This is a genomic window from Dyella monticola, assembly GCF_003363155.1.
GTDB lineage: Bacteria > Pseudomonadota > Gammaproteobacteria > Xanthomonadales > Rhodanobacteraceae > Dyella_B > Dyella_B monticola.
Map to the genome: position 1 here is coordinate 1 of NZ_QRBE01000016.1, position 21,781 is coordinate 21,781.

Consider the following 21,781-nt stretch of genomic DNA (forward strand, 5'->3'; position numbering starts at 1 on the left):
ATAGGTTTTGCGATGACGCGCGCGGTCTTCACCGCTGTTGGGCGCTTCGTGATGGTGAAAGCCTTGATTGGCCCGTTCGCCGTTGGCGGCTTCGCTAGCGCGTGCAGACATTCGTTTCATTCCCTTCCATGGCGAGTGATGGGTGCGCATGGTGTGTGCACATGCGGTGTGATCTTGCTTGGAGACAACGAACATAAAAGGTGCTTTGTTCGCAAACAAGGTCACCCACGCAACAGGTGCCAATCGTTGATAGATCAATCAGGGCTTTCCTACGCGCAATTCGAAGAACGCGCGGCATTAATCGCAGCAAGCGCATGTGTTGTCATGCGGACCTGCCTGTGCCGGTGAATTCAATTAGCCGATCAACTCGTGCCAGCGCGAGTTGCGCATGACGCGTTTTATCCGCAGTGGGTGTCGGCAGACATCTTGGAAGACGCCACAAGGCTTAGCCTGGAGCAGGCAAGGGCACGATGCTCGGGTTCGCCATATCGCTACGCCACATCTCACGATGAAGGCGTGCAAGCGGGCTGTGTCATCTCAGCGGCAGGAAGATATCGACGACCGTCTCATGCTCCGACACGTCCGGATAAAACCGCACGCGTTGCACGAAAAGCGGAAAATCACGCGGTTCCTCGCCACTCTGAGGCAGCCATTGCGAGTACAGGTAGGAAATAGACTGCAACAGATGGTCGTCCGAGCCGATGTGCCTGAGTCTCGCACAGCGACCGGCGGGGAGCGTTTTGCTCAGGATGCCTGATTCGTCGCTGGAAAAATCATCGTCGACAGCCACGCAAAGGTCAATGCGATCATCATCGTAGAAGATATTGAAGGTGGCGTGGCGGCTGGGGTGAAGATGGTGCTGCTTGCGCCATGCGATGAAGGTGCGGATCGAATCGCCGATGAGGTTGGGATGGCCGCGATGCTCCAGCACGGCGATGTTTGTGTGCGGGAAATCCACGACGTGAACGTCATGGAGCGATGGATCGGTCTGCATGTAGCGGGCCCTCAGTGTGGTGAGCGGTTGGTAAGCCTCATGCCAAGGTTCCCACTGCGGTTGTTTACGGAAATCACGGGGTGCTTGTCCGGCCCCTTTTTTGAAAGCGCGGGAGAACGATTCGCTGTTGTCGTAGCCGCTGTCCAGCGCGATGTCGGTAACCGTCTGATCGGCGCGAAAGGCAAGCTGATAGGCAGCGCGCTTGAGTCGGCACAGCTGCACGTACTTGTAAACGCCGATCCCGAAAAGCTCGGAAAACTGACGCAGAAAATGATGCTTCGAAAATGACGCCACGTCACTAAGCCGCGCTACGGTGAGTTCTTCGGACAGGTGCTCATCGATATACGCGAGTACTTTCTGGAATCGGAGGAGGTAGGCGTCCTTGTGGCGCGGGGTCAATGCGGTATCTCCTTGGCGAGGCAAAGCTTACCGATCGCTACCGCGCAACACCTGACAGAAATTGCTCAATGCATGCGGCTCAATCGCCGTCGCGCGCATACAGGCCGGTAATGTGGCCTTCTGCCAACACATGTCCCTGCAGTGCGGCGTTGACTTGCTCCATGCTCGCCCCGGGCGGTAGCGCTGGAATCACATCCAGCGCGTAGACCCGGAAGATGTAGTGATGCGGTTTGCCTGCAGGCGGGCAGGGGCCGCCATAGCCAATATGGCCGAAGCCGTTGGTGCCTTCGTTACCATGCACCAGTCGCTGCGAGGGCGTGGAGGCACCTTCGGGAAGACGCTGTGTACTGGCGGGGATGCCATAGGCGAGCCAATGCGCGAATGCGGCCGGTGCGTCAGGATCGTCGGTAACGATGGCGAAACTGCGAGTGGCGGTCGGTGGCGATGAAAAGTGCAGATCCGGCGACAGATCGGCGCCATCGCAGGTGAACTTGGACGGGATGTTTGCGCCATCGTTGAAGCTGGCGCTGCTCACCTTCAAGGATGCTGCCGGCTGCGCGGCCTGGACGGCCGTCATGGAGAAGGCCAGCATGGCAAGCCCTATCGCAGCGCGATGGAACGGTGGGTTGCAGGTCATTGCCGTGCACCGTCGAAGAGTCGGGGGCATCAAGCTTAGCGCCAACATCGTCTACATGGCGATGGAAGGAGTAACCGGCGTTGCTCCTTCCAAGGGACGGCCGCCTGCGTGGCTAGGGCGTGCGACATTCCTGTGGTAGTACCGTGGCCGGCATATCGCCGCCGCACGACCAGTGAATGGTGTTGTTGCTCACATAAGGCGTAAGCAAGAGCGTGTGGCCGCGTAGCGCTGCGTTGACGAACGTAATGCTGAGTTCGCCGTTCTGTTCCAGCTCGATGCCCGCAACGGTTCGATCGCCTGAAAATTTTGGCAAACCGAGCTGATCCACGCTGGTTGGCCATTGCTGACGGCTGGTGCCGTATTGTGCGATCGCCTCGCGATACGGTGCACTATCGCTCATGGCGGTGGTCACCGCGACGCGTTCCAGGTAATTCTGGTAGGCGGGGATCGCAATGGCAGCGAGGATGGCAATGTAGGCGACCACGATGATGCCGCCACCGATCCCCAGCCCAGGAATGCGCGGCAGCAACAGGCTGATGGCGTAGGCAAACGGGTTGCGCTGACCGAGTTTGGGCGCGCGTTGTTCGGCCATGGCGCGCAGCCATGCGTGGCGCTTGCTCAGCCACGGATAATCGCCGACCAGCTCGTGCAGTGACATCCAGAACCCCGGTGTGTTGGCCGCACTCTTGCTGTATTCCTCCAGGTCCACCGCCTTCCAGCGCCGCTTGCCGGCCGCAAGCGCAACCAGTCCGTACTGCGCATCTTCCGGGTTGTCGCAAACAGCAAGGCCATGCCGGTCGCAGGTGTACTCGCGTGCGCGCGAATAAGCCGCGCCGATCAACGGAAGAAACATGGCCGGTGCCAGGATCTTTGACCAGGTCAGATGATGGCGCCGCAAATGGCCCAATTCGTGGCCGATATAGAAATCCAACGCACCGGGCCGGTCTTCCATGCTGTCGACCACGTCCGACAGCAGGACGACAAAATTGCGACCGAGAAAACGGGTGGCAAACGCATTGAGCACACCGTTGCCGTTGACGAGATAGGCTTCCGGAACCTGTTCCATCCCCAGCTTGCGTGCGCAGCGATAAATGCGTTGGCACAGATCGGGCATTTGCCTGGGTGTAATGCGGATGGCGTTGCCGCGAAGATGGGCAATCAATGCCGAATGCGCAACGAGCGCGAATAATGCAATCAGCACGACGTAGAGGAGTAAAAACCCGACCGTGCCAAACAGCAGCAGTAACCAGATAATGATGGACAATACGAGCGCAATGGTGCGCAACGTCGTCTCGTTCCTATAGACGAGTTCGTTCATTTCCCTATCTCCCTGTATACGCATCCCCCGATGCGCAGGAGCAGTCTAAAGCAGCCCCGACGATGCGGCTACCGATGAACTCAGGTCAGGTTATTGGGAGGGGTAAACGCCAATACCGCCTGCACGGCCTGCCTCCAGCCAGCGTAAAGCGCCTCCCGGCGTGCGGGATCCATGCGTGGTGTAAATTCGCGTTCCACCTGCCATTGCCGGGCGATCTGCGCACGGCTTTCCCAGAACCCCACCGCCAACCCAGCCAGGTAGGCGGCGCCCAGTGCGGTAGTCTCTCTGACGGTGGGCCGTGCCAGGGTGACATCCAGGATGTCCGCCTGGAATTGCGCGAGAAAGGCGTTGCCGATGGCGCCGCCGTCCGCGCGTAAGGCTTTCAGCGTCAGCCCGGCGTCGACCTGCATGGCATCCAGCACGTCGCGCGTCTGGTAGGCCAGCGACTCCAGTACGGCGCGGACGAAGTGTTCCTTGCGCGTGCCACGGGTGAGGCCGAACAGTGCGCCGCGTACATCGCTGCGCCAATAAGGCGCACCCAATCCCACGAAAGCCGGAACGCAATAGACGCCGTCGGTGGAGGGGACGCGTTCGGCGTAGCTTTCCGATTCAGGTGCGGTATCGAGCATGCGCAAGCCATCGCGCAGCCATTGCACCGCGGAGCCGGCCACGAAAATGCTGCCTTCCAGTGCGTATTCGGTTTGGCCGTCCACATCCCAGGCGAGCGTCGTAAGCAGGCCGTGTTCGGAACGCACTGCGCGCGTGCCGGTGTTCATCAGGAGAAAGCAGCCGGTGCCGTACGTATTTTTTGCCATGCCCGGCTCGAAGCACGCCTGGCCGAACAATGCCGCCTGCTGATCGCCTGCCACGCCGGCAATGGGGATGCGCTGGCCGAAAAATTGTGCCGGATCGGTGTGTGCATACACCTCGCTGCTCGAACGGACCTCGGGCAGCATGACCGCCGGGATATCCAGCATGGCGAGCAGGTCGGGGCACCAGCGCCTGCGGTGAATGTCATAAAGCAACGTGCGCGACGCGTTGCTGACGTCTGTAACGTGCGTGCGATGCTCTGACAGGTTCCATATCAGCCAGCTATCGATGGTGCCGAACAACAGTTCGCCGCGCGCCGCACGTTGGCGTGCACCGTCCACGTGATCAAGTATCCACGCTATTTTGGTGGCGGAAAAATACGCGTCGATCAAGAGGCCGGTTCGTTCGCGCACCAGCGATGCATAGCCGCCGGCTTTGAGTTGTTCGCAGATAGCCACCGTCTGGCGTGATTGCCAGACCACGGCGTTGTAGATGGCCTGTCCGGTATGGCGGTCCCATACGACGGCCGTTTCGCGCTGATTGGTCATGCCGATGCCGGCGATGTACGCGGCGCTTACCTGCGTTTTGGTCAGTACCTCGACGATGGTGCTGCGCACGCTGGCGAGAATGTCGCGTGGATCGTGCTCCACCCAGCCGGGTTGTGGAAACAACTGTGGGAATTCGCGCTGCGCAATACCGACGACTGAGCCGTCATGATCGAACAGCATCGCGCGCGAACTGGTAGTGCCCTGGTCGATGGCCAGAATGTAGGCGGGTGTTTCGCGTTGGCTCATCGTCCGTGTAGCCGCCCCGATTCAGCGCACAGCACGCGGTCGCTCGCAACCTACGCCCGCGTGCGCGATGACTGCCTCGCGCCGCATGTCACTGGCCGGCGTCGGCAAGGCTGACCGTCACAAAGGTGCGGTGGTCGAAGCGGGCGTGCAGTCCGCCTTCGTCCGATGAAAACGCACGTGCGGGCATGGGATTTGGAGGCATCAGATAGGGTGTTTGCTGGCCAAGCAGCAGGAACGGATCCACGCGCGCAAATGACCACGGGCCATTGCTGGCGTTGAGCGGTGTGCTGAGCAGGCCAACCACGGGTTGCACCCAGAAGGAAATGTAGCCGCTCTGCGGCACGACGAACCGTGCGCTATTGGTCGTCAAACCCACCGCGTAGGCGCTGAGAGGCAAGGTGCCAATCAGGTGCACATGCGAGCAATCGCTGCCGCACGCCGCCACCTGCATCACCGTGATCTGTTGTGCGTTGGTTGCGTACACCTTGATCACGTCGCCCTTTTTTAAGGGGTGTGTGCTCTGAAAGAGCATGGGCTGACCGCTGTCGGTCTGCTCCAGTACGGTGAAAGCGGGGTTTTCTGCAGCTTGGGCGGCTAGCGTAACGCCCAAGCTGAGCATGACACCGGTGAGTAGACGTGACGTAAACATGGCCGGAATCCTCCATGTAGGCTGCGATCCCACGACCGCTACGGGCACCATCTTGCGCCGTTTCTTTTTCGTTGTCATGGCCCGTATCAGGCCCGCGAAGCAAGCCCCAGGAACATGCGCGCACGCGCCGAACGGCGCAGGAAAAAGCGCTCGATCATGCACATCGCCAGCATGGAGGCACCAAGCAGCGGCAGAACCACGCCCATGAGGACAAGCAGGCCGACCCATGCATAGGGATAGGCGGTGTCTGCCATCGGCGGCGGCGCACCAAGCACGCCTTCGGGGCGTCGTCGCCACCACATGACGACGGCGCTGATGCACAACGTGATCAATCCCAGTGCGGTGAAAATGCCGAGCATCTGGTTCAAAGGTGGAAACAGTGCGCCTTCGTGAATCGCAACACCGTAGCCGATGATGCGATCCAGCAAGGGTTTCTGCGCGAAGCTCGTGCGATGAAGAACGGCGCCGGTGGCGGCATCGAGCGTGATTTCACTGCGGCGCGGACGATCATCGGAATCCGACCGCGCGGTCCAATGGGGCGCGCGTTGTGAGGGCGGCGCGATGAGCACGGGCGGTACAAGCTGTTGTGCGGCCACAATCGGCACGAGACGGTCGATCGCGGCGTAGTCGGTGGGTGCGGTTTCCATGCTGTACATCGCCATGCCCGGCATATCCATGGCCATGGCAGGGTCGCTGGCGGGCGGCGTGTTCTGGGCGCGGATTTGGGCACGTTCCGATGCACTGCCAGTGGTCCAGTCCTGTGTGACCGCCGTCGATGCACGCATACTGCGCAGCGTGTGCAGCATGCCGCCCCACGATGATGTCCACGGTAGACCCGAAAGCAGCAGGAACAGCGCGAGCAAGGAAATCCACAAGCCCGTCACCGCGTGGAGGTCGCGCCAGAATACGCGCCGCCCGTGCGTGAGTCGCGGATAGAGCGCGCCACCCAGACGTGCATTGCGTGGCCACCAAAGGTAAAGGCCGGTAAGCAGCATAAGGATGGTCCACGAGGCGGCCAGTTCCACCAGCATCGAGCCTCGGCTTCCCAGCATGAGTTCGCCATGCAGATAGAAGATGACCCGCATGAAGCGGTCATTTTCACGCACCACCTTCAACACCTGAAGCGTCGACGGATTGACGAACACGCGGATCAGTTCGCTGCCGTGCCCCACCAATATGCGCGTGGCGGCTTGCGTCGATTCGGGCAGCACATAGGCGTTGAGTACTGAGCCAGGAACCGCGCGCAATGCCGCTGCCACTTGTGCCGAAGGCGGTTGTGCCGCAGCCTGCGTGACATGCGCGTAATGGCGTTCGAGCCACGGCTCCAACTGCGGCTTGAGCAGGTAGATCATGCCGGTGGTCGCCAGCCACAACACGAACGGCAGGCAGAACAGTCCGGCATAGAAGTGCCAGCGCCAGATCAGGCGATGCGCACGGCGTTGGCGCATCGGCCGCTCAGAGATGGAAGGTGAGATTGGCGACATAGGTGCGCTGCGGGAACGGGTGGTAGAGGAAGTATTTTTCGTTGTTGAGGTTATCGACACCCAATGCGACAGACAGCTGCCGATTGATCTGGTAGTTCACGTGCAGGTCCACCACCAGGAATCTGTCGAACGCACCGAACACGTCGGACGTGTTGTCGGTGTTATCCAGGGTGGAGTACTGCTTGCCGCTGTATCGTCCTGCCAGCGTAAAAGCCCACACGGGCGTGGGCCGATAGGTGGCTATGGCTGTGGCGCGCCAACGCGGTACGTAAGGCACATGCTTGCCATCGGCCGTGGTGCCGGTAGCGCTTGCGAAGCTGTCGTCGGACAGCGTGGTGGAATCGACGAATGTCACGCTGCCGGAAAGCGACAGGCCTTGGATCAACACATCATCGTGATCGGCCGCCAGCTCGATGCCGCGATTGCGTACCGCGCCCACGTTGGTCACAAACGTGACCGGCACGGCATACCCCGCTAGCGTGGAGGTCTGCGAGATCATCGCGTTGCGCGTGTTCTCCTGGAACAGCGATGCGCGCACATAACCATCGTCGAGCGTGTGTTCCACCGTCAGCTCGCCGCTAATATCGCGCTCCGGCTTGAGGTCGGGGTTGGGCGAACTAAACGTGGAACCGGTGGATACGAGCTGATACAGCTCCGAGACGGTAGGAAAACGCACGGCCTTTGCCAGTGAACCGGTGATCTGCCAAGTGGGCGTCGCATTCCAACGCAGCGTCGCCTTGGGCGAGAAATCCGAGGCATGCTCTGCGGGTTGATACACAGCCGTCTTGCCGCTGTCGTTGAATCCATCGCTAGCCTTCCACCATTCGTAGCGACCACCGATGGTCGCCAGCCAATCGGGCGCGAACTGCCAGGCATCCTGCAGCCATACCGCTTCGGTCCTGGTCTTGCCGCGACCGGCGGCATACAGGCTGGTGATACTCGACGGATCCTGCCATGTGCTGAGGTTGTACGTGGGATTGGCGAGCGTGTACTGATCCGCGTGTATCCCCGCAGACAATTCATGCGCGCCATCGTAGCCTTGCGGCCGCCAGATCCCTTTGAGGTCAGCCGTGGACCAGTTCGTGCCGCCATAGCTTGCGAGCAATCCGTTCGGCGTGAACGTGGCGCCACCCAGCACGCCGTACGGCGACCATTGGTTGTCCTTGATGAAATCGTAATGCGTCAAGACAAGGGCGCCATCCACATCGCCCTGGGTGTCCGTCTTCAACGAAAGCGCCTGCATCAGGTGGTGCGCGGCGAGAAAATAGTCGTTGCTGGCGAAAGCGGACGACTTGCCATACGTCGGCGCGCCTTGCGCATGGGTGAGATAGGTCTGCACCTGCGACTCACCGTGATTGCTCCAGAAGCCGACCCAGTACGCTGCTTGCAACCATGGCGTGATGTCGTAGGCGAACTTACCGTTCACGTTAAGCTGGCGCGTGTGCAACAAACCGCCCGCACCCAGCACATTGGCCGGCTGGCCCGTTTTGTTGCGCGCGGGGATGGTTCCGCTGGTGCCGGCTGGTGTGGATCCACTGGTAATGAAACTCAACGGCTGACTGAAGCTGTTAAGGCCGCTCGCCCCGACAAACCATGAAAATTTTCCGTCGCGACCACCTGCAGTGATGCTGGTCTTGCTCGTGGCGTATGTGCCCCGCGTGCCATACAGATTGAACGATTGAATCGCTTCGGTTTGCTGGATGGTTACCTCGGGCTTGTCCGGCGTGCGCGTGACGATATGCATCACGCCACCCATCGCATTGCCCGAATAGGCGGCCGAGTAGGGACCGTACAGCATGTCGATGTGATCGATTTCGTCCGGCGAAACCATACCCCAGCGTGGCGCGCCAAGGGTGTTGTTGTTGGCGATCAGCGCGGAGATCGGAATATCGTCCACATACACCAGCGTGCGCGCACTGGAGTTCACGCCCCAGTCGCGCGTGGCGATTACCGGCTGTGTATCGCCTTCGTTGCGCTTGCGGATGAAGATGCTGGGCATGTACTTGGCCGCATCTTCCACATCCACCGCATTCACCGTCGCCTTGATTTGAGCGGCGGTAATGCTGACCTGGGTGGCCGGGAAATCCGGTGTGGATGCCGGTGGCATGCGCGTGGGAGCCGAAACGCTGATCGGCGCAAGCGTGGTTGGCTTTTTCGCCTGGACATGCGTGCCGGGCGCGTGCGCATCCTGGCTGTTCTGAGCCAGCGCAAGGGATGAAGCCAACATGGCAAGCGGCAACGCAGCCAATGCGTTGATACGAAGGGCAGGGCGCATATGAAAGAAAATCTGCTCGATGGTTCCGCCGTCGAAACGGCGCAGAAGTGAAGGTCGATCAACGCATTCGCAAACGCGAGGCATCATCCTGTCGACGATGCGCGCGCACTCAACACAAGGCGGTTAGGCCGATGGGAAGAGCAACGATCCAAGGCTGCGCAGCGATGCACAGCCCAAGCGATGGGTCATGTGTTGATAGGGCAGGCAATGTCGCCAGACATCACACCGTCAGCCGTTGGCAAGTAACGGCGGCCCTCTTGGACGTGCGCTGAGCAACGGTTCGGCAGGAACATTACTCGGTAACGACGCCACTGGCACGAAGGAGACCACATGCGTCGGCAGCACCACCAGCGCGGTGCCACAGCCGAGCACCGGTGTATGTGAAAGCAGCACGCAGTAGCCGCAGCGCGCGGTGGGATCATCCGGATGAGCAGGTACGCCGGGGTGCTGATGACCCGCGTGCAGATGGCACTGATCCGTGCTGCCGGACGACATGCCGGCCATGGCGCCGTCCATCGGCATGGTGCGCGAGACTACCGGCATCAACACGATCAGCGCCATGGCGACCAGAGCCAGCCATGCCACGAGCCGTTGCTGTGCTGCGCGTTTGAACACGCCGGATATCCCGATGCCAAGAAAGCCTGGAGCAGGCTCCAGGTATCATCGCATCAAACGCCGCAAAGATCATGTGACAGGCGGCCACATCCGCAGCGGCATTCAGCGTCCAAGCACGCAGGTGGATAATGCGGCGAGTTTTGTTCACGAAGGTGGAATCATGAAAATTCTCGTCGTCGGCGCGGGCGCCACGGGTGGCTACTTTGGTGGCCGGTTGCTGGAAAGCGGGCAGGACGTCACCTTTCTGGTGCGCAAGGCGCGCGCCGAAGCGTTGGCTGCCAACGGACTGGTGATTCGAAGCCCGGCAGACGATGTCCATCTGCCGGCGCCGGCCACGGTGCAGGCCGGTGCCTTGCGCGAGACATTCGAGCTGATCATCGTGAGCTGCAAGGCGTATCACTTGCCGCAGGTGATCGAGGACATGGCGCCTGCCGTAGGCAACGAAACGGCCATTTTGCCGTTGCTCAACGGCATGCGGCATATGGACCTGCTCGATACGCGGTTTGGCACCGAGCATGTGCTCGGCGGTCAATGCATCATCGCGGCGACGCTGGATGCGCAAGGCGTCGTGCGCCATCTCAATGCATCGCACAGTCTTACGTTTGGCGAGCGGGATGGTTCCCGCTCGCCGCGTATCGAACGCATTGCGCAGGCCATGTCGGGCGTGCGCTTTGAGCCGCGCCTGAGCACGACCATCCTGCAGGACATGTGGGACAAATGGGTATTCCTGGCCTCGCTGGCAGGTATCACTTGCCTGATGCGCGCGCCGGTCGGTGACATCGTGGCAGCGGCGGGCGGGCAGCGCGCGATACTGGGTCTGCTCGATGACTGCCGCCGCGTGGCCCAGGCCCATGGTCACGCGCCCAGCGAAGCCGTACTGCAGCGCGCCCGCGCCACGCTGACGGAGCAGGGCTCGGCACTAAGCGCCTCCATGATGCGCGATCTGGAACGGGGCGGCCCGGTGGAGGCCGATCACGTCATCGGCGACCTGCTGGCACGCGGCGAAGCAGCGGCCCTGGACCTGCCCATGCTGCGCGTGGCTTACACGCATCTGAAGGCGTACGAGATCAGGCACGCACGCTGACCCCCATCGATGGGTTCTGTTCGTCCCTGAGGCGCCACCATTCGTCACCGCTCAGCCACCGCCCATCACGTGCCGGTGGCTGCCGCGTCGTGTGAGGGCCGACAGTGAGCCCATCCAGGTTACGGAGTGCGGACATGAACAGACGTGAGTTGCTCAAGGCAGCGCTGGCGATTCCCTTTTTGCCGGTTGCAGTGACGGGCGTGACATCGGCATGGGCCGCGTCAGGAAGAAAGATGGCCCACGCATTGCGTTCGCGCGTGCGGCCAGGCGAACCGGGCTGGCCGTCGCCGGCGGATTGGAATGCGCTGAAGGAATCGGTAGGCGGCCGCCTGCTGGCGCTGCAATCCCCATTTGCCGGCGGCGCTTCCTCCCCGACATGCCAGGAAGCGCTCAAGCACCTGCATAACCCGTTCTACATTGGCGATCAGCCTGCGTTGACGCAGACCAGCGGCTGGGCCGACGCGTGGGTGTCGAGGCCCAGCACCTACGCCGTCGCTGCGCAAAGCACGGCCGATGTGTGCGCCGCCGTGCGGTTTGCGCGCGAGCATCATTTGCGCCTGGTCGTCAAAGGCGGCGGCCACAGTTATCAAGGCACCTCCAATGCGCCCGATTCCCTGCTGGTCTGGACGCGGCACATGAATGCCGTGACCATGCACGATGCCTTCGTGGCGCACGGGTGCGAAGGCGTGCAGGCGCCGCAGCCGGCGGTAAGCGTGCAATCTGGCGCGATGTGGATCGACGCATACGATGCGGTGACCACGCACGGTGGGCGCTACGTGCAAGGTGGTGGCTGCACGACGGTGGGCGTCGCCGGACTGATCCAGAGCGGCGGCTTCGGCAGTTTTTCCAAAGCGTTCGGCACGGCCGCAGCAGGATTGATCGAAGCGGAAATCGTCACCGCCGATGGCGTGGTGCGCATCGCCAATGCATGTGTCAATCCGGAACTGTTCTGGGGCATCAAGGGCGGCGGTGGCGGAAGCCTTGGCGTGGTGACGCGTCTGACGCTGCGCACGCATGATTTGCCTGACTATTTCGGCGCCGTATTCGGCAGCATTAAAGCGGAGTCGGATGATGCGTATCGTGCGCTGATCGCCCAAGCGATGCGTTTCTATCAGCGTGAATTGTTCAACCCACACTGGGGCGAACAGATGGGCTTTCGTCCGGACAACGTATTGCGCCTTTCGATGGTGTTCCAAGGCCTGGATCAGCAACAGGCGCAAGCGGTATGGCAGCCGTTTCTGGATTGGGTGCGTGCGCGCAAAGAGTATGCGTTCGCCGACCCGGTGCGGGTGCTGGCATTGCCTGCGCGGCATTTCTGGGATGCGGAATTTTTCCGGCAACATGCACCCGGTTTCATGATTCCGGACGATCGCGATGGCGCTCCGAAAAATCATGTGTTGTGGGCAGGCGATGAGGGGCAGGTGGGCTGGTACATCTACAACTACAAGTCGGCATGGCTACCGTCATCGTTGCTGGGCGAGCAACGGCAAGCGCACCTGACGGATGCGATTTTTGCCAGCTCGCGGCACGGATACGTGGGGTTCCATTTCAACAAAGGGCTGGCCGGTGCGCCCCCTGAGGCTATTGCGGCGGCGCGCGATACAGCGACCCATCCACAGGTGCTCGATGCATTCGCGCTGGCCATCATCGCGGACAACGGGCCGCCAGCATTTCCCGGCATGCCCGGGCCAGGGCCGGATCTGGCTGAAGCACACAAGGCGTCGGCGGCCGTCGACAAGGCGATGGATGCACTGCTGCATGTGGCTCCGGATGCGGGCGCCTACGTGTCGGAAAGCGATTATTTCCAGCGCGATTGGCAACGCGCGTTCTGGGGCACGAATTACCCTCGGCTTGCGGCTGCCAAGCGTCGATACGATCCAGAAGGCTTGTTCTTCGTGCATCACGGCGTAGGCAGCGAAGCCTGGAGTGCGGACGGCTTCACGCCCGCGTGATGAGAATGGCCTTCACGTCGTCATAACAGCTGCGTGGCGCCACAGAGCTGTAAAAAAAACTTCATTCGTCGTGATTACCGTGGGTGGGTTGTGCGTAGTTGCTCCGTCCACCCCAACTCCCGGAGATCACGATGTCCACAGCTTCTCGCTTTACGCTTCGCCGTAAATATCTGGTCGCTTCGCTTGCCGTGGCGACATTGGCAGCCGGTGTCGTCGCCTATGCGGGCGATGGTTTTCATGATCGCGATGTCCACTTCTGGCCCGGAAACCTCGTCGTTAGTCGCAGTGTGTACGACAATAAAGCCAGCAATGTGCAGGTGGGCGAAGTACTGCCGCCCAATTGCCCGGCGGCGAGCGGGGCATGCGGCGCCGCGAGCGGCGCAACGAACGACGGCACGTATCCGTACGTGTGGAACAACGTAATCTACGATCCAAGCTTCGGCATCACTTCGCGCATTTATCTCGACCAGATCACGCCCAACGGTTGGCTGATCAATTCGCTGGAGGTTCCCAACAGCTTGCTTCCCGCCGCGCGCGAGGGTGCGCTGGTCACAAGCTTCAGTTCCAAATCCGAATTGGGGCTGCATTTGTCGTTGGATGGTCGCTATCTCACCTTTATGGGTTATGTGGCGCCGGTCAATGCCGTCGACGTATCCAATTCCAACACGCCGCTGGCGCAGGATTCGACCAATCCCGTGGGCGAAACGTTCGAGCGTGCGGTGGCACAAGTGGATGGAAACGGGCATTTCCATTTCACGGAAACGAATGCGTACAGCGGCAACAACGGCCGCGCCGCGATTTACAACAATCTCAACGGTGCGAACGTGTTCTACACCGTGGGCAATGCGGGCAATGGCAGCAATCCGCAGCCCGACGGCATCATTCTCGGCGCTGGCGCACAGTACATCGTGCCTTCAACGCTACCCGAAGCGCTGCAAAATCCCACCACGCCTGCACCGCTGGCGAGCTTTTCCGTCACGGCACTCGGTGCCAAAGCCGACAAGATCGGCAAGGACGACAACTTCCGCGGGATCACCGTTTTCAACAAGGTGGTGTATCTCACCAAAGGTAGCGGCAGTAACGGCGTAAATACCGTTTACTTCATCGACACCACGGGCAGGGCGTGCCCCAATGGCGTGGGTGTTCCGGGGGCGGGCGCGGCACTTCCGACCGATCCGCTCTCGTACAACGCCTCGACGCTGCAAACCACCGGTTTGCCGAGCAACATGTGTGTGCTGGCTGGGTTTCCCTCCACGCCGAACAAATCGGCGAAGACGCTCGCCTATCCCTTCGCGTTGTGGTTCGCGGATGCGAACACCTTGTACGTGGCTGATGAAGGCGATGGTTATACCGGCGGCACGGATCTCTACACGCACGCTGCCGCGCAAACCACGGCGGGCTTGCAGAAGTGGGTCTTCAACGCGACCACGCAGTCCTGGACGCTGGCCTATACGCTGCAGGCAGGTTTGAATCTCGGTCAGCCGTACACGGTGAAGGGCTATCCCACTGGCACCAATGCCGCCACGAGCCTTCCATGGTCGCCGGCGGCCGATGGCCTGCGTCAGTTGACTGGGCGCGTGGATGGCGACGGTAAAGTCACCATCTGGGCAACCACCTCCACCATCAGTGGTAACGGCGACACAGGTGCGGATCCGAACAAGCTGGTAGCGATTCGCGACGAACTTTCCAACGCGTCGGCAGCGTCGGCCGCCGACGAGCGGTTTGTGACGTTGCGTTCGGCATCGTTTGGCGAAGTCCTGCGCGGCGTGTCTTTCACACCTGACACGGACAACCGTAGCTGGCATTGATGCCGCCCTGCGGGCATGCCATTACCGGCATGCCCGCTTTCTCTCAAAGATCGCTTTGGCGGCGCACAAAAAAAAGGCCGCCAGGGCGTCTTGCGTGCGTGGAGAGGGGGCTCTGCGGCCAGCAATAGCCGAAAGTCGCATTGACTTCGCCTGACGCTCACTATGGTAGGGCTGGAGCCACTTTTTCGGACTCCAGTGTCAGCCTGCAACGGGCTGAGACGACCCTAATTACAGTGGAGATTCACACATGCACGCACATTTCGAACGCACCGGCGCATTGACCGAACTGTCCAGCTATCCGCGTTGGGCACAGGACCTGGTCACCGCCTGCGAACCGGTCAAACAAGGTGTCATTCAGCACGAGCTGTGGACCCTGATGCGCGAAAATCGCCTGGATGCAGCGGGCACACGTGATTTCATGGTAGGCGTATGGCCCGTAATCGAGCGTTTTCCCGGCTATATGGCGCTTAACCTGCTGAAAACCCGCTATGGCCGCAGCCACGGCGAGAACATGGCCCGGCGCTGGCTGGTACGTAACATCCGAGTAGAGCAGAATCACGCCGAATACTGGCTCAACTGGGCCGAGGGGGCGGGGGTGCCCGAGCACGAGGTACTGGATGGAACCACCCCGTACGGCACGGACGCATTGGCCAATTGGTGCGAGGAGGTAAGCCGCAGCGGCCCGTTGGCGGCGGGAATGATCGCCACCAACTACGCTGTCGAAGGGGCTACGGGGGAGTGGTCGCAACGGGTTTACGAAAGCGTGGCCTACCAGGAGGGGTTCCCCAAGGCAGCCAGGGCGGGTGCCCTGCGTTGGCTTCAGCTTCACGCAGCGTATGATGATACTCATCCGTGGGAGGCGCTGGAGATCGTATGCACCCTGGTGGGTACGTCCCCGCGCACGGATGAAGTGGCGTATCTGCAGGAATGCGTCAAGCGCAGTTACGTAAGTATGAGGATTACCCTGGATCGGTGTCTGGATGTGCGTCGTGAGCCATGGGCGGCCAGTGAAGCGGCTGCTTAAGTAAACGCATCCGTGGGGCGATACACATCAAGTCAGCAGTTTGGTTTGACTGTGGATGACAGGCTCTAAGATAGGGGCACGATGCGTACCGCCCAGAATGCTCAGCAACGACCGCTGTCACGGCGCCTTATGCCTTTGGCGTATGGCTTGGCGGCGGTCGTTGGCCTGGTTTTGTGCCTGACCTGGGGTGCGCTCCAGGTCCAGGTCACGCTGGCCGGCTTCCTGAACGGCGAAAGCCTGTGGTCGAAGGCGCAGAAGCAGGCCGTGATCGACCTTACCGCCTACGCGCGCAGCGGCGAGGCGGATCGGCTGGAAGGTTTCCGCCGCAACTATCAGGTGATACGCACGGATCGGTGGGCGCGCGAGGCCATTGATTCGGGCCACTACGACAAGCATGCCGTGGCCGATGCGTTCCGGCGCGGCGGGGTGATCCCCGCGGCGATCCCGGGCATGATCTTCATCCTCGATCATTTCGCGCAGGCGCCCTACGTTGGCGAGGCGCTGTCGGACTGGCGTTCCGTCGATACCAGCATCGATGAGCTGAACACCATAGCCGACCAATTGCAGCGGGCCTATGCGCAAGGGCCGCTCTCGCCCGAAGAAGCGGTGCGCCAGCGCACGCGCATCGATGTGCTGAACAACTTCATCCAGCCACGCAGTGATGATTTCTCGCTGCAGATCGCGCTTGGTGCCGCGTGGCTCGGGAAGGTGTTGTTCATCAGCGTATTGCTGACGGCGCTGCTGGCCTCGTTGCTGTGGGTGCGCATGGCGCAACGCATCCTCGCCGGTATTCGCGGCACCGAGGAACGCTATCGTTTGCTGTTCGACAGCGCCGCCGACGCCATCGTGATGGTGGACGAAGTGCACGGCCGCATTCTCGGTGCAAACCGTACCGCTGGCACGTGGAGCGGGCGCGATCCGCACGGCCTGGTCGGCATGAACTTCCATGATTTGTTCGTGGAGGGCAGCATGCGTTCGGCGGGTTCATCGACCATCGGCCTGCTGCGTGCTGCCAACGGCCTGGTTCGTACGGTGGAAACGCACAGCAATCTCACCACCTGGGGCACCCAGCCGATGCGCCAGGCGATCATGCGCGATATATCCGATCGCGTGGCAATGGAGCAGGAGCGCCGCATCGCCGCCGAAGCACTGGCCAGCGTGGCCGAAGGCGTGATCATCGCCGACTCGGAACGGCGCGTGACCACCGTCAACGCTGCGCACACACGTATCACTGGCTACACGCTGCAATATCTGCAGCATCACCGTTTCGACGAATTGCGCCGCATGGCCGATGGCTCGCCGCTACCCGCATCGATCTGGGACATGGTCGCCGAAGGTGGTAACTGGGTGGGCGAGGTGCAGAGCTGGCGTTCGGATGGTTCCTCTTATCCCGAATTGCTCAGCATCAGTGCCATTCGCAACAGCGAAGGACGCGTGCAACATTACGTGGCGGTGATTACCGATATCACGCGTAGCAAGGCCGACCGTCAACGTCTGGAATACATGGTGGCGCACGACCCGCTGACAGGGCTTGCCACGCGCAGCGAATTCCAGCGTCACTGCGCTCAGGCCATCGAAGCGGCTGGACGCATAAGCGGCGCGGCAGCCGTGTTGTTCGTGGACCTGGATGCGTTCAAAGCGGTCAACGACAGCTATAGCCATGCCATTGGCGATCGCTTGCTGGTGAAAGTTGCGCAGCGCATTCGTCGCGAGCTGGGTGAGCAGGATGTGGCCAGCCGCATAGGCGGCGATGAGTTCACCGTGTTGCTCGGTGGCCTGCGCACGCGCGAGCAGGCCGGGCAATTCGCCTCTCGCCTGCTACAAAGCCTGTCCGAGCCCATGCTGATCGGCGATTACGAAATCGTGATGAGCGCGAGTATCGGTATTGCCGGCTATCCGCTGGATGGCGCCGACCCGGTGACGCTGATCGCCAACGCGGATGCCGCCATGTACGCGGCCAAGACGCAGGAACGCAATACGTTCCGCTTCTATACGCCGCTGATGCACGCCGACGCGCGCATGCGCCTGATGTTGGGCGCCGATTTGCGCCAGGCTCTGATCCGCGATGAATTCCATCTCGTTTTTCAGCCCAGCGTGGAATTGCGCACCGGCCGCATCGTGGCGGTGGAAGCGTTGTTGCGCTGGCGTCACCCCGAACGCGGCGAGCTGATGCCGGACGAATTCATTCCCTTGGCCGAAAGCCTCGGGCTGATCCGTCGCATCGATGCCTGGACCATGCGCGCGGTCTGTGCGCAGATCCGTCAATGGGACGAGGCCAAGCTGCCGCCGATGCGCGTGGCACTCAATGCGTCGGCCGCCACCTTCGGGCATCCCGGTTTCATCGACGGCGTGAAACAGGCCTTGCAGGCGAGCCAGGTTTCGCCCAAGCGCCTGCTGTTCGAAATTACCGAAAGCGCGATCCTGCGTCTGGGCGAAGCCACCGAGCAGACCATGCATGCCCTGCACGCATTGGGTATCGGCATCGCCATCGACGATTTTGGTACGGGCTATTCATCGCTGGCATATTTGAAATTATCGGGTATCGACTATCTGAAGATTGATCGCTCATTCGTGATGGACCTGCCCGACAGTGCGAACGATGTGGCTATTGTCGAAGCCATGCTCGCCATCGCCAAGAGCCTTGGCATGTGCACCATCGCCGAGGGCATCGAAACCGCCGCGCAGCATGAGTTCCTGCTGCGCGCCGGTTGCGCCGAAGGGCAGGGGTATTACTACGCGCGTGGACTGCCGCCGGTGGAGATCGAGCGGATGTTGTCGCCTAACCCGCGCCATGAGCCGTCGCGGTTGCGGCTGGTGCCGCCGAAGTAGCAAGCGTCCGCAACGCTTGTTCTTGCCTCGACGTCACGCCGGCCTTCGTGGAATGACGTCGAGGCAAGATGGGTATCCCGGGGAATGGAAACTCAAAGGCTTACATCCACCACCATTTGCTCTGGCTGATACATCGCCGGAAACATCTGCTTCAAATGCGCCACCTTCGGCGCATCGTTGATCACGATGTACGGATCGTCCGGATGTTTGCGCGCATAATCCTGATGATAATCCTCCGCCGGATAGAAACCCTTCAGCGGCTGCACCAGGGTGACGATGGAATCATCGAAGACTTTGGCTGCATTGATCTGCGCAATATAGGATTGCGCAATCTTCTGCTGCTGCGCATTCGCGTAGAAGATCTCCGAACGGTACTGCGTGCCCGCATCCGGTCCCTGGCGGTTGAGTGTGGTGGGATCGTGGGCGACGGCGAAATAGATCTTCAACAATTGGCCATAGCTGATCACGGCAGGATCGAACTGCACTTCGATCGACTCAGCATGGCCGGTATCGCCTTCACTGACGTCTTGATAGTGCGCAGTGCTGGCATCACCACCGCTGTAGCCGGCCCATACCTGCCGCACACCGCGCACATGCTCGAAGACCGATTGCATGCCCCAGAAACAGCCACCCGAGAGCACGGCCGTTTGCGTGCCATGCATGGTGGTTTTTGGAGCATCGTCGGCGGGGTCAGGGAAGGTAGCCTGGGTGGCTGCAGCGGTACAGGCGGTCAGGCTGATCAGCGCGAACAAGGTGGCGAAATGACGGGTTTGCATGGTACGCCTCCGGAACAATCTGCTTGCTATTCGCAGGCTGCGTCCATGAGGTTACACGCGCAGGTCAGCCCGCGGCGATCACATGAATGCGCAGGTCATCCCACTGCACGGTTTGCCCCGCGTGGATCTTGCAGGTCTTGCGCAGTTCCTGCACGCCATCCACGTACACCGCACCGCTGGCAACGATCAGCTTGCCTTGGCCGCCACTGTCGCATAGGCCACTCAGCTTCAGGAGTTGGTTGAGTTCGACGTATTCGCGGTCAAGTTCGAAATCGATGTGCTGGGTCATGAGTGGCGATGCGAAGGCAGAGCCATGGGATGTTCGGGCAAGCTGAGGAAAGCGAAGAACGGACGCTCCTGCGTCATCGCAAAATGAGCCGCTTCATGCAGGATTGCAAGCAGTGTGTCGCAGTCTTTCGCTGCGGCCTGGCGCAGATCGTTGGCATGGTCGATCAATAAGACATGCCCCGCGCCATGCAGCCAGCCCAGGTCGCGCAGGCTATCCAGCAAGGCATCCCAGTTCTGCCCGAAACCCGATGGCAGCTTCAGTGCCGCGGCCAGGCGGCGCAGCAGCTCACCCTTGTCCTGGCAACCGGCCAGATCAGTGCGGCAGACGTACAGGTGACCTTGTTCGGCTGCGCTGACCAGCGCGTCGAAATCAGCGGCATCGACAAAATACACGCCACCGTCGTTGGCCTGCGTCAGGTCGAGGGCACCTTCCGCGCTCATCGATTCACCTGGAAGGGTTTGAAACTGCGGTAGTGATCGTCGGTGTAATAGAACGCCGTGGGCGGCGTGCCGCCGGTAATGATGCGCCGCGCGCCGCGGTTCTGTGCACCTGGCGTGGGCACGGTGTATTCATGGTAATAGCCGCGCGGTTGCTGCGGCAGAACGCCTTCGTAGTTACCGAACACAACCCCGTCCTGGCTGTACGGGAATGGGCCGCCGTGCAGGATTTCCGTCAAGGTCACGCAGGCTTCGGCGGGCATGAATGCCGGCAGATTGGATCGTGCGTCCGGGCAGTTGTCCTTGTCCACAGCGGGCAACGTAACGTTGCCGTTCGAAACCATTCCCGCGGGCCGTGGCGCATGGCGGTTCAAGTACACCAGCCCGCAGATGAGCGCGACGACGAGTACGAGGGGAATGAAGCGAGACAGGGACACCGCAGACTCCTTGTTGGCGATCCGCGCAGTGTAGTGCGTTGCGCGGCCGCGTGCCCAATGGTCTCTGGCGTCGTTGCGCAGAGTGACTTTAAGGACATGCACGGGTCACGGCCCAAGCTTATACAACGCTTACCCATTTGCGCAGGAGAACGACATGCTCCGCAAGGCTTTGTGGTTGACGGTTGCGCTTGGCCTGTACGGCGCGACGTGTGCATCGTTTGCGAGCGATGCGCCAGCCGATGCACCTCAGGTGTTCGCGCCCGGCGTCATCTCCGGCCCTGCCGGCGAAGCGTGCCCGGCGTTCACGCCGGATGGAAATACCGTGTACTTTGATGTGGGCATGATGATCCTGGTCTCGCATCGCGAACACGGGACGTGGTCCAGACCGGACATCGCGCCGTTTTCGGGGCAGTGGCTCGATCATGATCCGACCATGTCCCCGGATGGTTCTTACCTGGTATTCGTATCCAATCGTCCAATAAAACCGGGCGCGCAAGCGCTCTCGGTCACCGTGCATGGCAAGGTCTATCCGGCGCGTGGCGGCCATCTGTGGCGCGTGGATCGCAAAGGCAACGGTTGGGGTACGCCGGTGCATCTACCCGATGCCGTCAATAGCAGTGATCGCACCTACGCGCCGAGCATTGCGGCGGACGGAAGTCTCTATTTCATTCACCCCGATGGACAGGGCGTGTTTCACATCTACAGTTCGGCGTTCACGCATGGTGTTTATCAACCCGCCACGCTCGTCGCGGTGGGAGACCCATCGGCTACGACGCACGACCCGGCGATAGCGCCCGATCAGTCCTTCATGGTGTTCAATTCGGCCGACCCTAAAGCAGGCGGCATGGGCGATTTCTACATCGCGTTTCGCGAAGGCGGCCATTGGGGCAAGCCGATTGATCTGGGCGAGGCGATCAATGGCAAGCCGGGCAAGTGGAGCCAGTGGGGCGCGCACATCGCACCCGATCACCGCACGCTTTATTACACCAGCGATCGGCAAACAGAATTGACCTACCCCCTCACGCCCGAGCAGGCGAAGACCACGCTTGCGCGCATGGAAAGCTGGGACAACGGCAACGACAATATCTGGTACGTATCGCTGGCACCCTGGCTGGATGGGCGCCACGCCCAAGTCGCCGCAAAGGGGGGCTGATCGCACCGGCGCAAGGC

The 21,781-nt window shown here is 61.2% G+C and carries 18 protein-coding genes; 6 read left to right on the plus strand and 12 right to left on the minus strand.

The genetic code is table 11. The features are described from left to right. Nucleotides 1-532: 532 nt before the first annotated feature. The 8 genes from DWU98_RS19135 to DWU98_RS19170 all read right to left on the minus strand — a co-directional run bounded on the left by DWU98_RS19135 (nucleotide 533) and on the right by DWU98_RS19170 (nucleotide 9,975). A complete protein-coding gene (locus DWU98_RS19135; protein WP_115497188.1) occupies nucleotides 533-1,393 on the minus strand; it encodes an AraC family transcriptional regulator in 861 nt (286 codons plus the stop codon). Between the two features lie 79 nt (nucleotides 1,394-1,472). Next, complete coding sequence (locus tag DWU98_RS19140) at nucleotides 1,473-2,030, minus strand: YbhB/YbcL family Raf kinase inhibitor-like protein (protein WP_230474949.1); 558 nt, start codon at nucleotides 2,028-2,030, stop codon at nucleotides 1,473-1,475. A gap of 112 nt (nucleotides 2,031-2,142) precedes the next feature. Then, nucleotides 2,143-3,348, minus strand: coding sequence for a M48 family metallopeptidase (locus DWU98_RS19145; RefSeq protein ID WP_158545122.1), 1,206 nt, complete (start codon nucleotides 3,346-3,348; stop codon nucleotides 2,143-2,145). Between the two features lie 80 nt (nucleotides 3,349-3,428). Further along, nucleotides 3,429-4,952 carry a glycerol kinase GlpK gene (gene glpK, locus DWU98_RS19150; protein WP_115497190.1) on the minus strand — a complete coding sequence of 508 codons (1,524 nt, stop codon included), beginning with the start codon at nucleotides 4,950-4,952 and terminating at the stop codon, nucleotides 3,429-3,431. Between the two features lie 88 nt (nucleotides 4,953-5,040). Continuing rightward, a complete protein-coding gene (locus DWU98_RS19155; protein WP_147293377.1) occupies nucleotides 5,041-5,601 on the minus strand; it encodes a hypothetical protein in 561 nt (186 codons plus the stop codon). Nucleotides 5,602-5,687: 86 nt separating this feature from the next. Next, nucleotides 5,688-7,049: a PepSY-associated TM helix domain-containing protein gene (locus DWU98_RS19160; RefSeq protein WP_230474950.1), complete on the minus strand. Its 1,362-nt coding sequence runs from the start codon at nucleotides 7,047-7,049 to the stop codon at nucleotides 5,688-5,690. A gap of 7 nt (nucleotides 7,050-7,056) precedes the next feature. Continuing rightward, a complete protein-coding gene (locus DWU98_RS19165; RefSeq protein WP_115497247.1) occupies nucleotides 7,057-9,360 on the minus strand; it encodes a TonB-dependent receptor in 2,304 nt (767 codons plus the stop codon). 228 nt (nucleotides 9,361-9,588) lie between these two features. After that, nucleotides 9,589-9,975, minus strand: a complete 387-nt coding sequence (locus DWU98_RS19170; RefSeq protein ID WP_115497193.1) for a DUF2946 domain-containing protein — start codon at nucleotides 9,973-9,975, stop codon at nucleotides 9,589-9,591. A 160-nt stretch (nucleotides 9,976-10,135) separates the two neighbouring features. On the opposite strand from DWU98_RS19170, the gene panE reads away from it, so the two are divergent. From panE to DWU98_RS19195, 5 genes are all read left to right on the plus strand, one after another. Then, nucleotides 10,136-11,059, plus strand: a complete 924-nt coding sequence (gene panE / locus DWU98_RS19175; RefSeq protein WP_115497248.1) for a 2-dehydropantoate 2-reductase — start codon at nucleotides 10,136-10,138, stop codon at nucleotides 11,057-11,059. Nucleotides 11,060-11,193: 134 nt separating this feature from the next. Beyond that, the gene (locus DWU98_RS19180; RefSeq protein WP_115497194.1) at nucleotides 11,194-13,011 is read left to right on the plus strand and encodes an FAD-binding oxidoreductase; all 1,818 of its coding nucleotides are present in this window, start codon (nucleotides 11,194-11,196) and stop codon (nucleotides 13,009-13,011) included. A gap of 131 nt (nucleotides 13,012-13,142) precedes the next feature. Next, nucleotides 13,143-14,819, plus strand: coding sequence for a hypothetical protein (locus DWU98_RS19185; RefSeq protein ID WP_230474951.1), 1,677 nt, complete (start codon nucleotides 13,143-13,145; stop codon nucleotides 14,817-14,819). A gap of 247 nt (nucleotides 14,820-15,066) precedes the next feature. Beyond that, nucleotides 15,067-15,843, plus strand: coding sequence for an iron-containing redox enzyme family protein (locus DWU98_RS19190; protein WP_115497195.1), 777 nt, complete (start codon nucleotides 15,067-15,069; stop codon nucleotides 15,841-15,843). Between the two features lie 129 nt (nucleotides 15,844-15,972). After that, a complete protein-coding gene (locus DWU98_RS19195) occupies nucleotides 15,973-18,672 on the plus strand; it encodes a putative bifunctional diguanylate cyclase/phosphodiesterase (protein ID WP_115497196.1) in 2,700 nt (899 codons plus the stop codon). 92 nt (nucleotides 18,673-18,764) lie between these two features. Here DWU98_RS19195 and msrA read toward each other — a convergent pair whose 3' ends face one another. The 4 genes from msrA to DWU98_RS19215 all read right to left on the minus strand — a co-directional run bounded on the left by msrA (nucleotide 18,765) and on the right by DWU98_RS19215 (nucleotide 20,605). Next, complete coding sequence (gene msrA / locus DWU98_RS19200) at nucleotides 18,765-19,448, minus strand: peptide-methionine (S)-S-oxide reductase MsrA (protein WP_115497197.1); 684 nt, start codon at nucleotides 19,446-19,448, stop codon at nucleotides 18,765-18,767. A gap of 64 nt (nucleotides 19,449-19,512) precedes the next feature. Then, nucleotides 19,513-19,737: an RNA-binding S4 domain-containing protein gene (locus tag DWU98_RS19205; RefSeq protein WP_115497198.1), complete on the minus strand. Its 225-nt coding sequence runs from the start codon at nucleotides 19,735-19,737 to the stop codon at nucleotides 19,513-19,515. After that, a complete protein-coding gene (locus DWU98_RS19210; protein ID WP_115497199.1) occupies nucleotides 19,734-20,177 on the minus strand; it encodes a barstar family protein in 444 nt (147 codons plus the stop codon). The genes DWU98_RS19205 and DWU98_RS19210 overlap by 4 nt, the downstream gene beginning before the upstream one ends. Continuing rightward, nucleotides 20,174-20,605: a guanyl-specific ribonuclease gene (locus DWU98_RS19215; protein ID WP_230474954.1), complete on the minus strand. Its 432-nt coding sequence runs from the start codon at nucleotides 20,603-20,605 to the stop codon at nucleotides 20,174-20,176. Before DWU98_RS19215 ends, DWU98_RS19210 begins: the two co-directional genes overlap by 4 nt. Before the next feature lie 160 nt (nucleotides 20,606-20,765). On the opposite strand from DWU98_RS19215, the gene DWU98_RS19220 reads away from it, so the two are divergent. After that, complete coding sequence (locus tag DWU98_RS19220) at nucleotides 20,766-21,764, plus strand: TolB family protein (protein WP_115497201.1); 999 nt, start codon at nucleotides 20,766-20,768, stop codon at nucleotides 21,762-21,764. Nucleotides 21,765-21,781 lie beyond the last annotated feature (17 nt).

Bases quoted from the DNA above. Each gene is read 5' to 3' on its own strand.
- DWU98_RS19180 (WP_115497194.1), top strand. From the start codon at position 11,194: ATGAACAGACGTGAGTTGCTCAAGGCAGCGCTGGCGATTCCCTTTTTG.
- msrA (WP_115497197.1), bottom strand. From the start codon at position 19,448: ATGCAAACCCGTCATTTCGCCACCTTGTTCGCGCTGATCAGCCTGACC.
- DWU98_RS19220 (WP_115497201.1), top strand. From the start codon at position 20,766: ATGCTCCGCAAGGCTTTGTGGTTGACGGTTGCGCTTGGCCTGTACGGC.
- DWU98_RS19165 (WP_115497247.1), bottom strand. From the start codon at position 9,360: ATGCGCCCTGCCCTTCGTATCAACGCATTGGCTGCGTTGCCGCTTGCC.
- panE (WP_115497248.1), top strand. From the start codon at position 10,136: ATGAAAATTCTCGTCGTCGGCGCGGGCGCCACGGGTGGCTACTTTGGT.
- DWU98_RS19185 (WP_230474951.1), top strand. From the start codon at position 13,143: ATGTCCACAGCTTCTCGCTTTACGCTTCGCCGTAAATATCTGGTCGCT.
- DWU98_RS19145 (WP_158545122.1), bottom strand. From the start codon at position 3,348: ATGAACGAACTCGTCTATAGGAACGAGACGACGTTGCGCACCATTGCG.
- DWU98_RS19140 (WP_230474949.1), bottom strand. From the start codon at position 2,030: ATGACCTGCAACCCACCGTTCCATCGCGCTGCGATAGGGCTTGCCATG.
- glpK (WP_115497190.1), bottom strand. From the start codon at position 4,952: ATGAGCCAACGCGAAACACCCGCCTACATTCTGGCCATCGACCAGGGC.
- DWU98_RS19210 (WP_115497199.1), bottom strand. From the start codon at position 20,177: ATGAGCGCGGAAGGTGCCCTCGACCTGACGCAGGCCAACGACGGTGGC.
- DWU98_RS19190 (WP_115497195.1), top strand. From the start codon at position 15,067: ATGCACGCACATTTCGAACGCACCGGCGCATTGACCGAACTGTCCAGC.
- DWU98_RS19160 (WP_230474950.1), bottom strand. From the start codon at position 7,049: ATGCGCCAACGCCGTGCGCATCGCCTGATCTGGCGCTGGCACTTCTAT.
- DWU98_RS19195 (WP_115497196.1), top strand. From the start codon at position 15,973: ATGCCTTTGGCGTATGGCTTGGCGGCGGTCGTTGGCCTGGTTTTGTGC.
- DWU98_RS19155 (WP_147293377.1), bottom strand. From the start codon at position 5,601: ATGTTTACGTCACGTCTACTCACCGGTGTCATGCTCAGCTTGGGCGTT.
- DWU98_RS19205 (WP_115497198.1), bottom strand. From the start codon at position 19,737: ATGACCCAGCACATCGATTTCGAACTTGACCGCGAATACGTCGAACTC.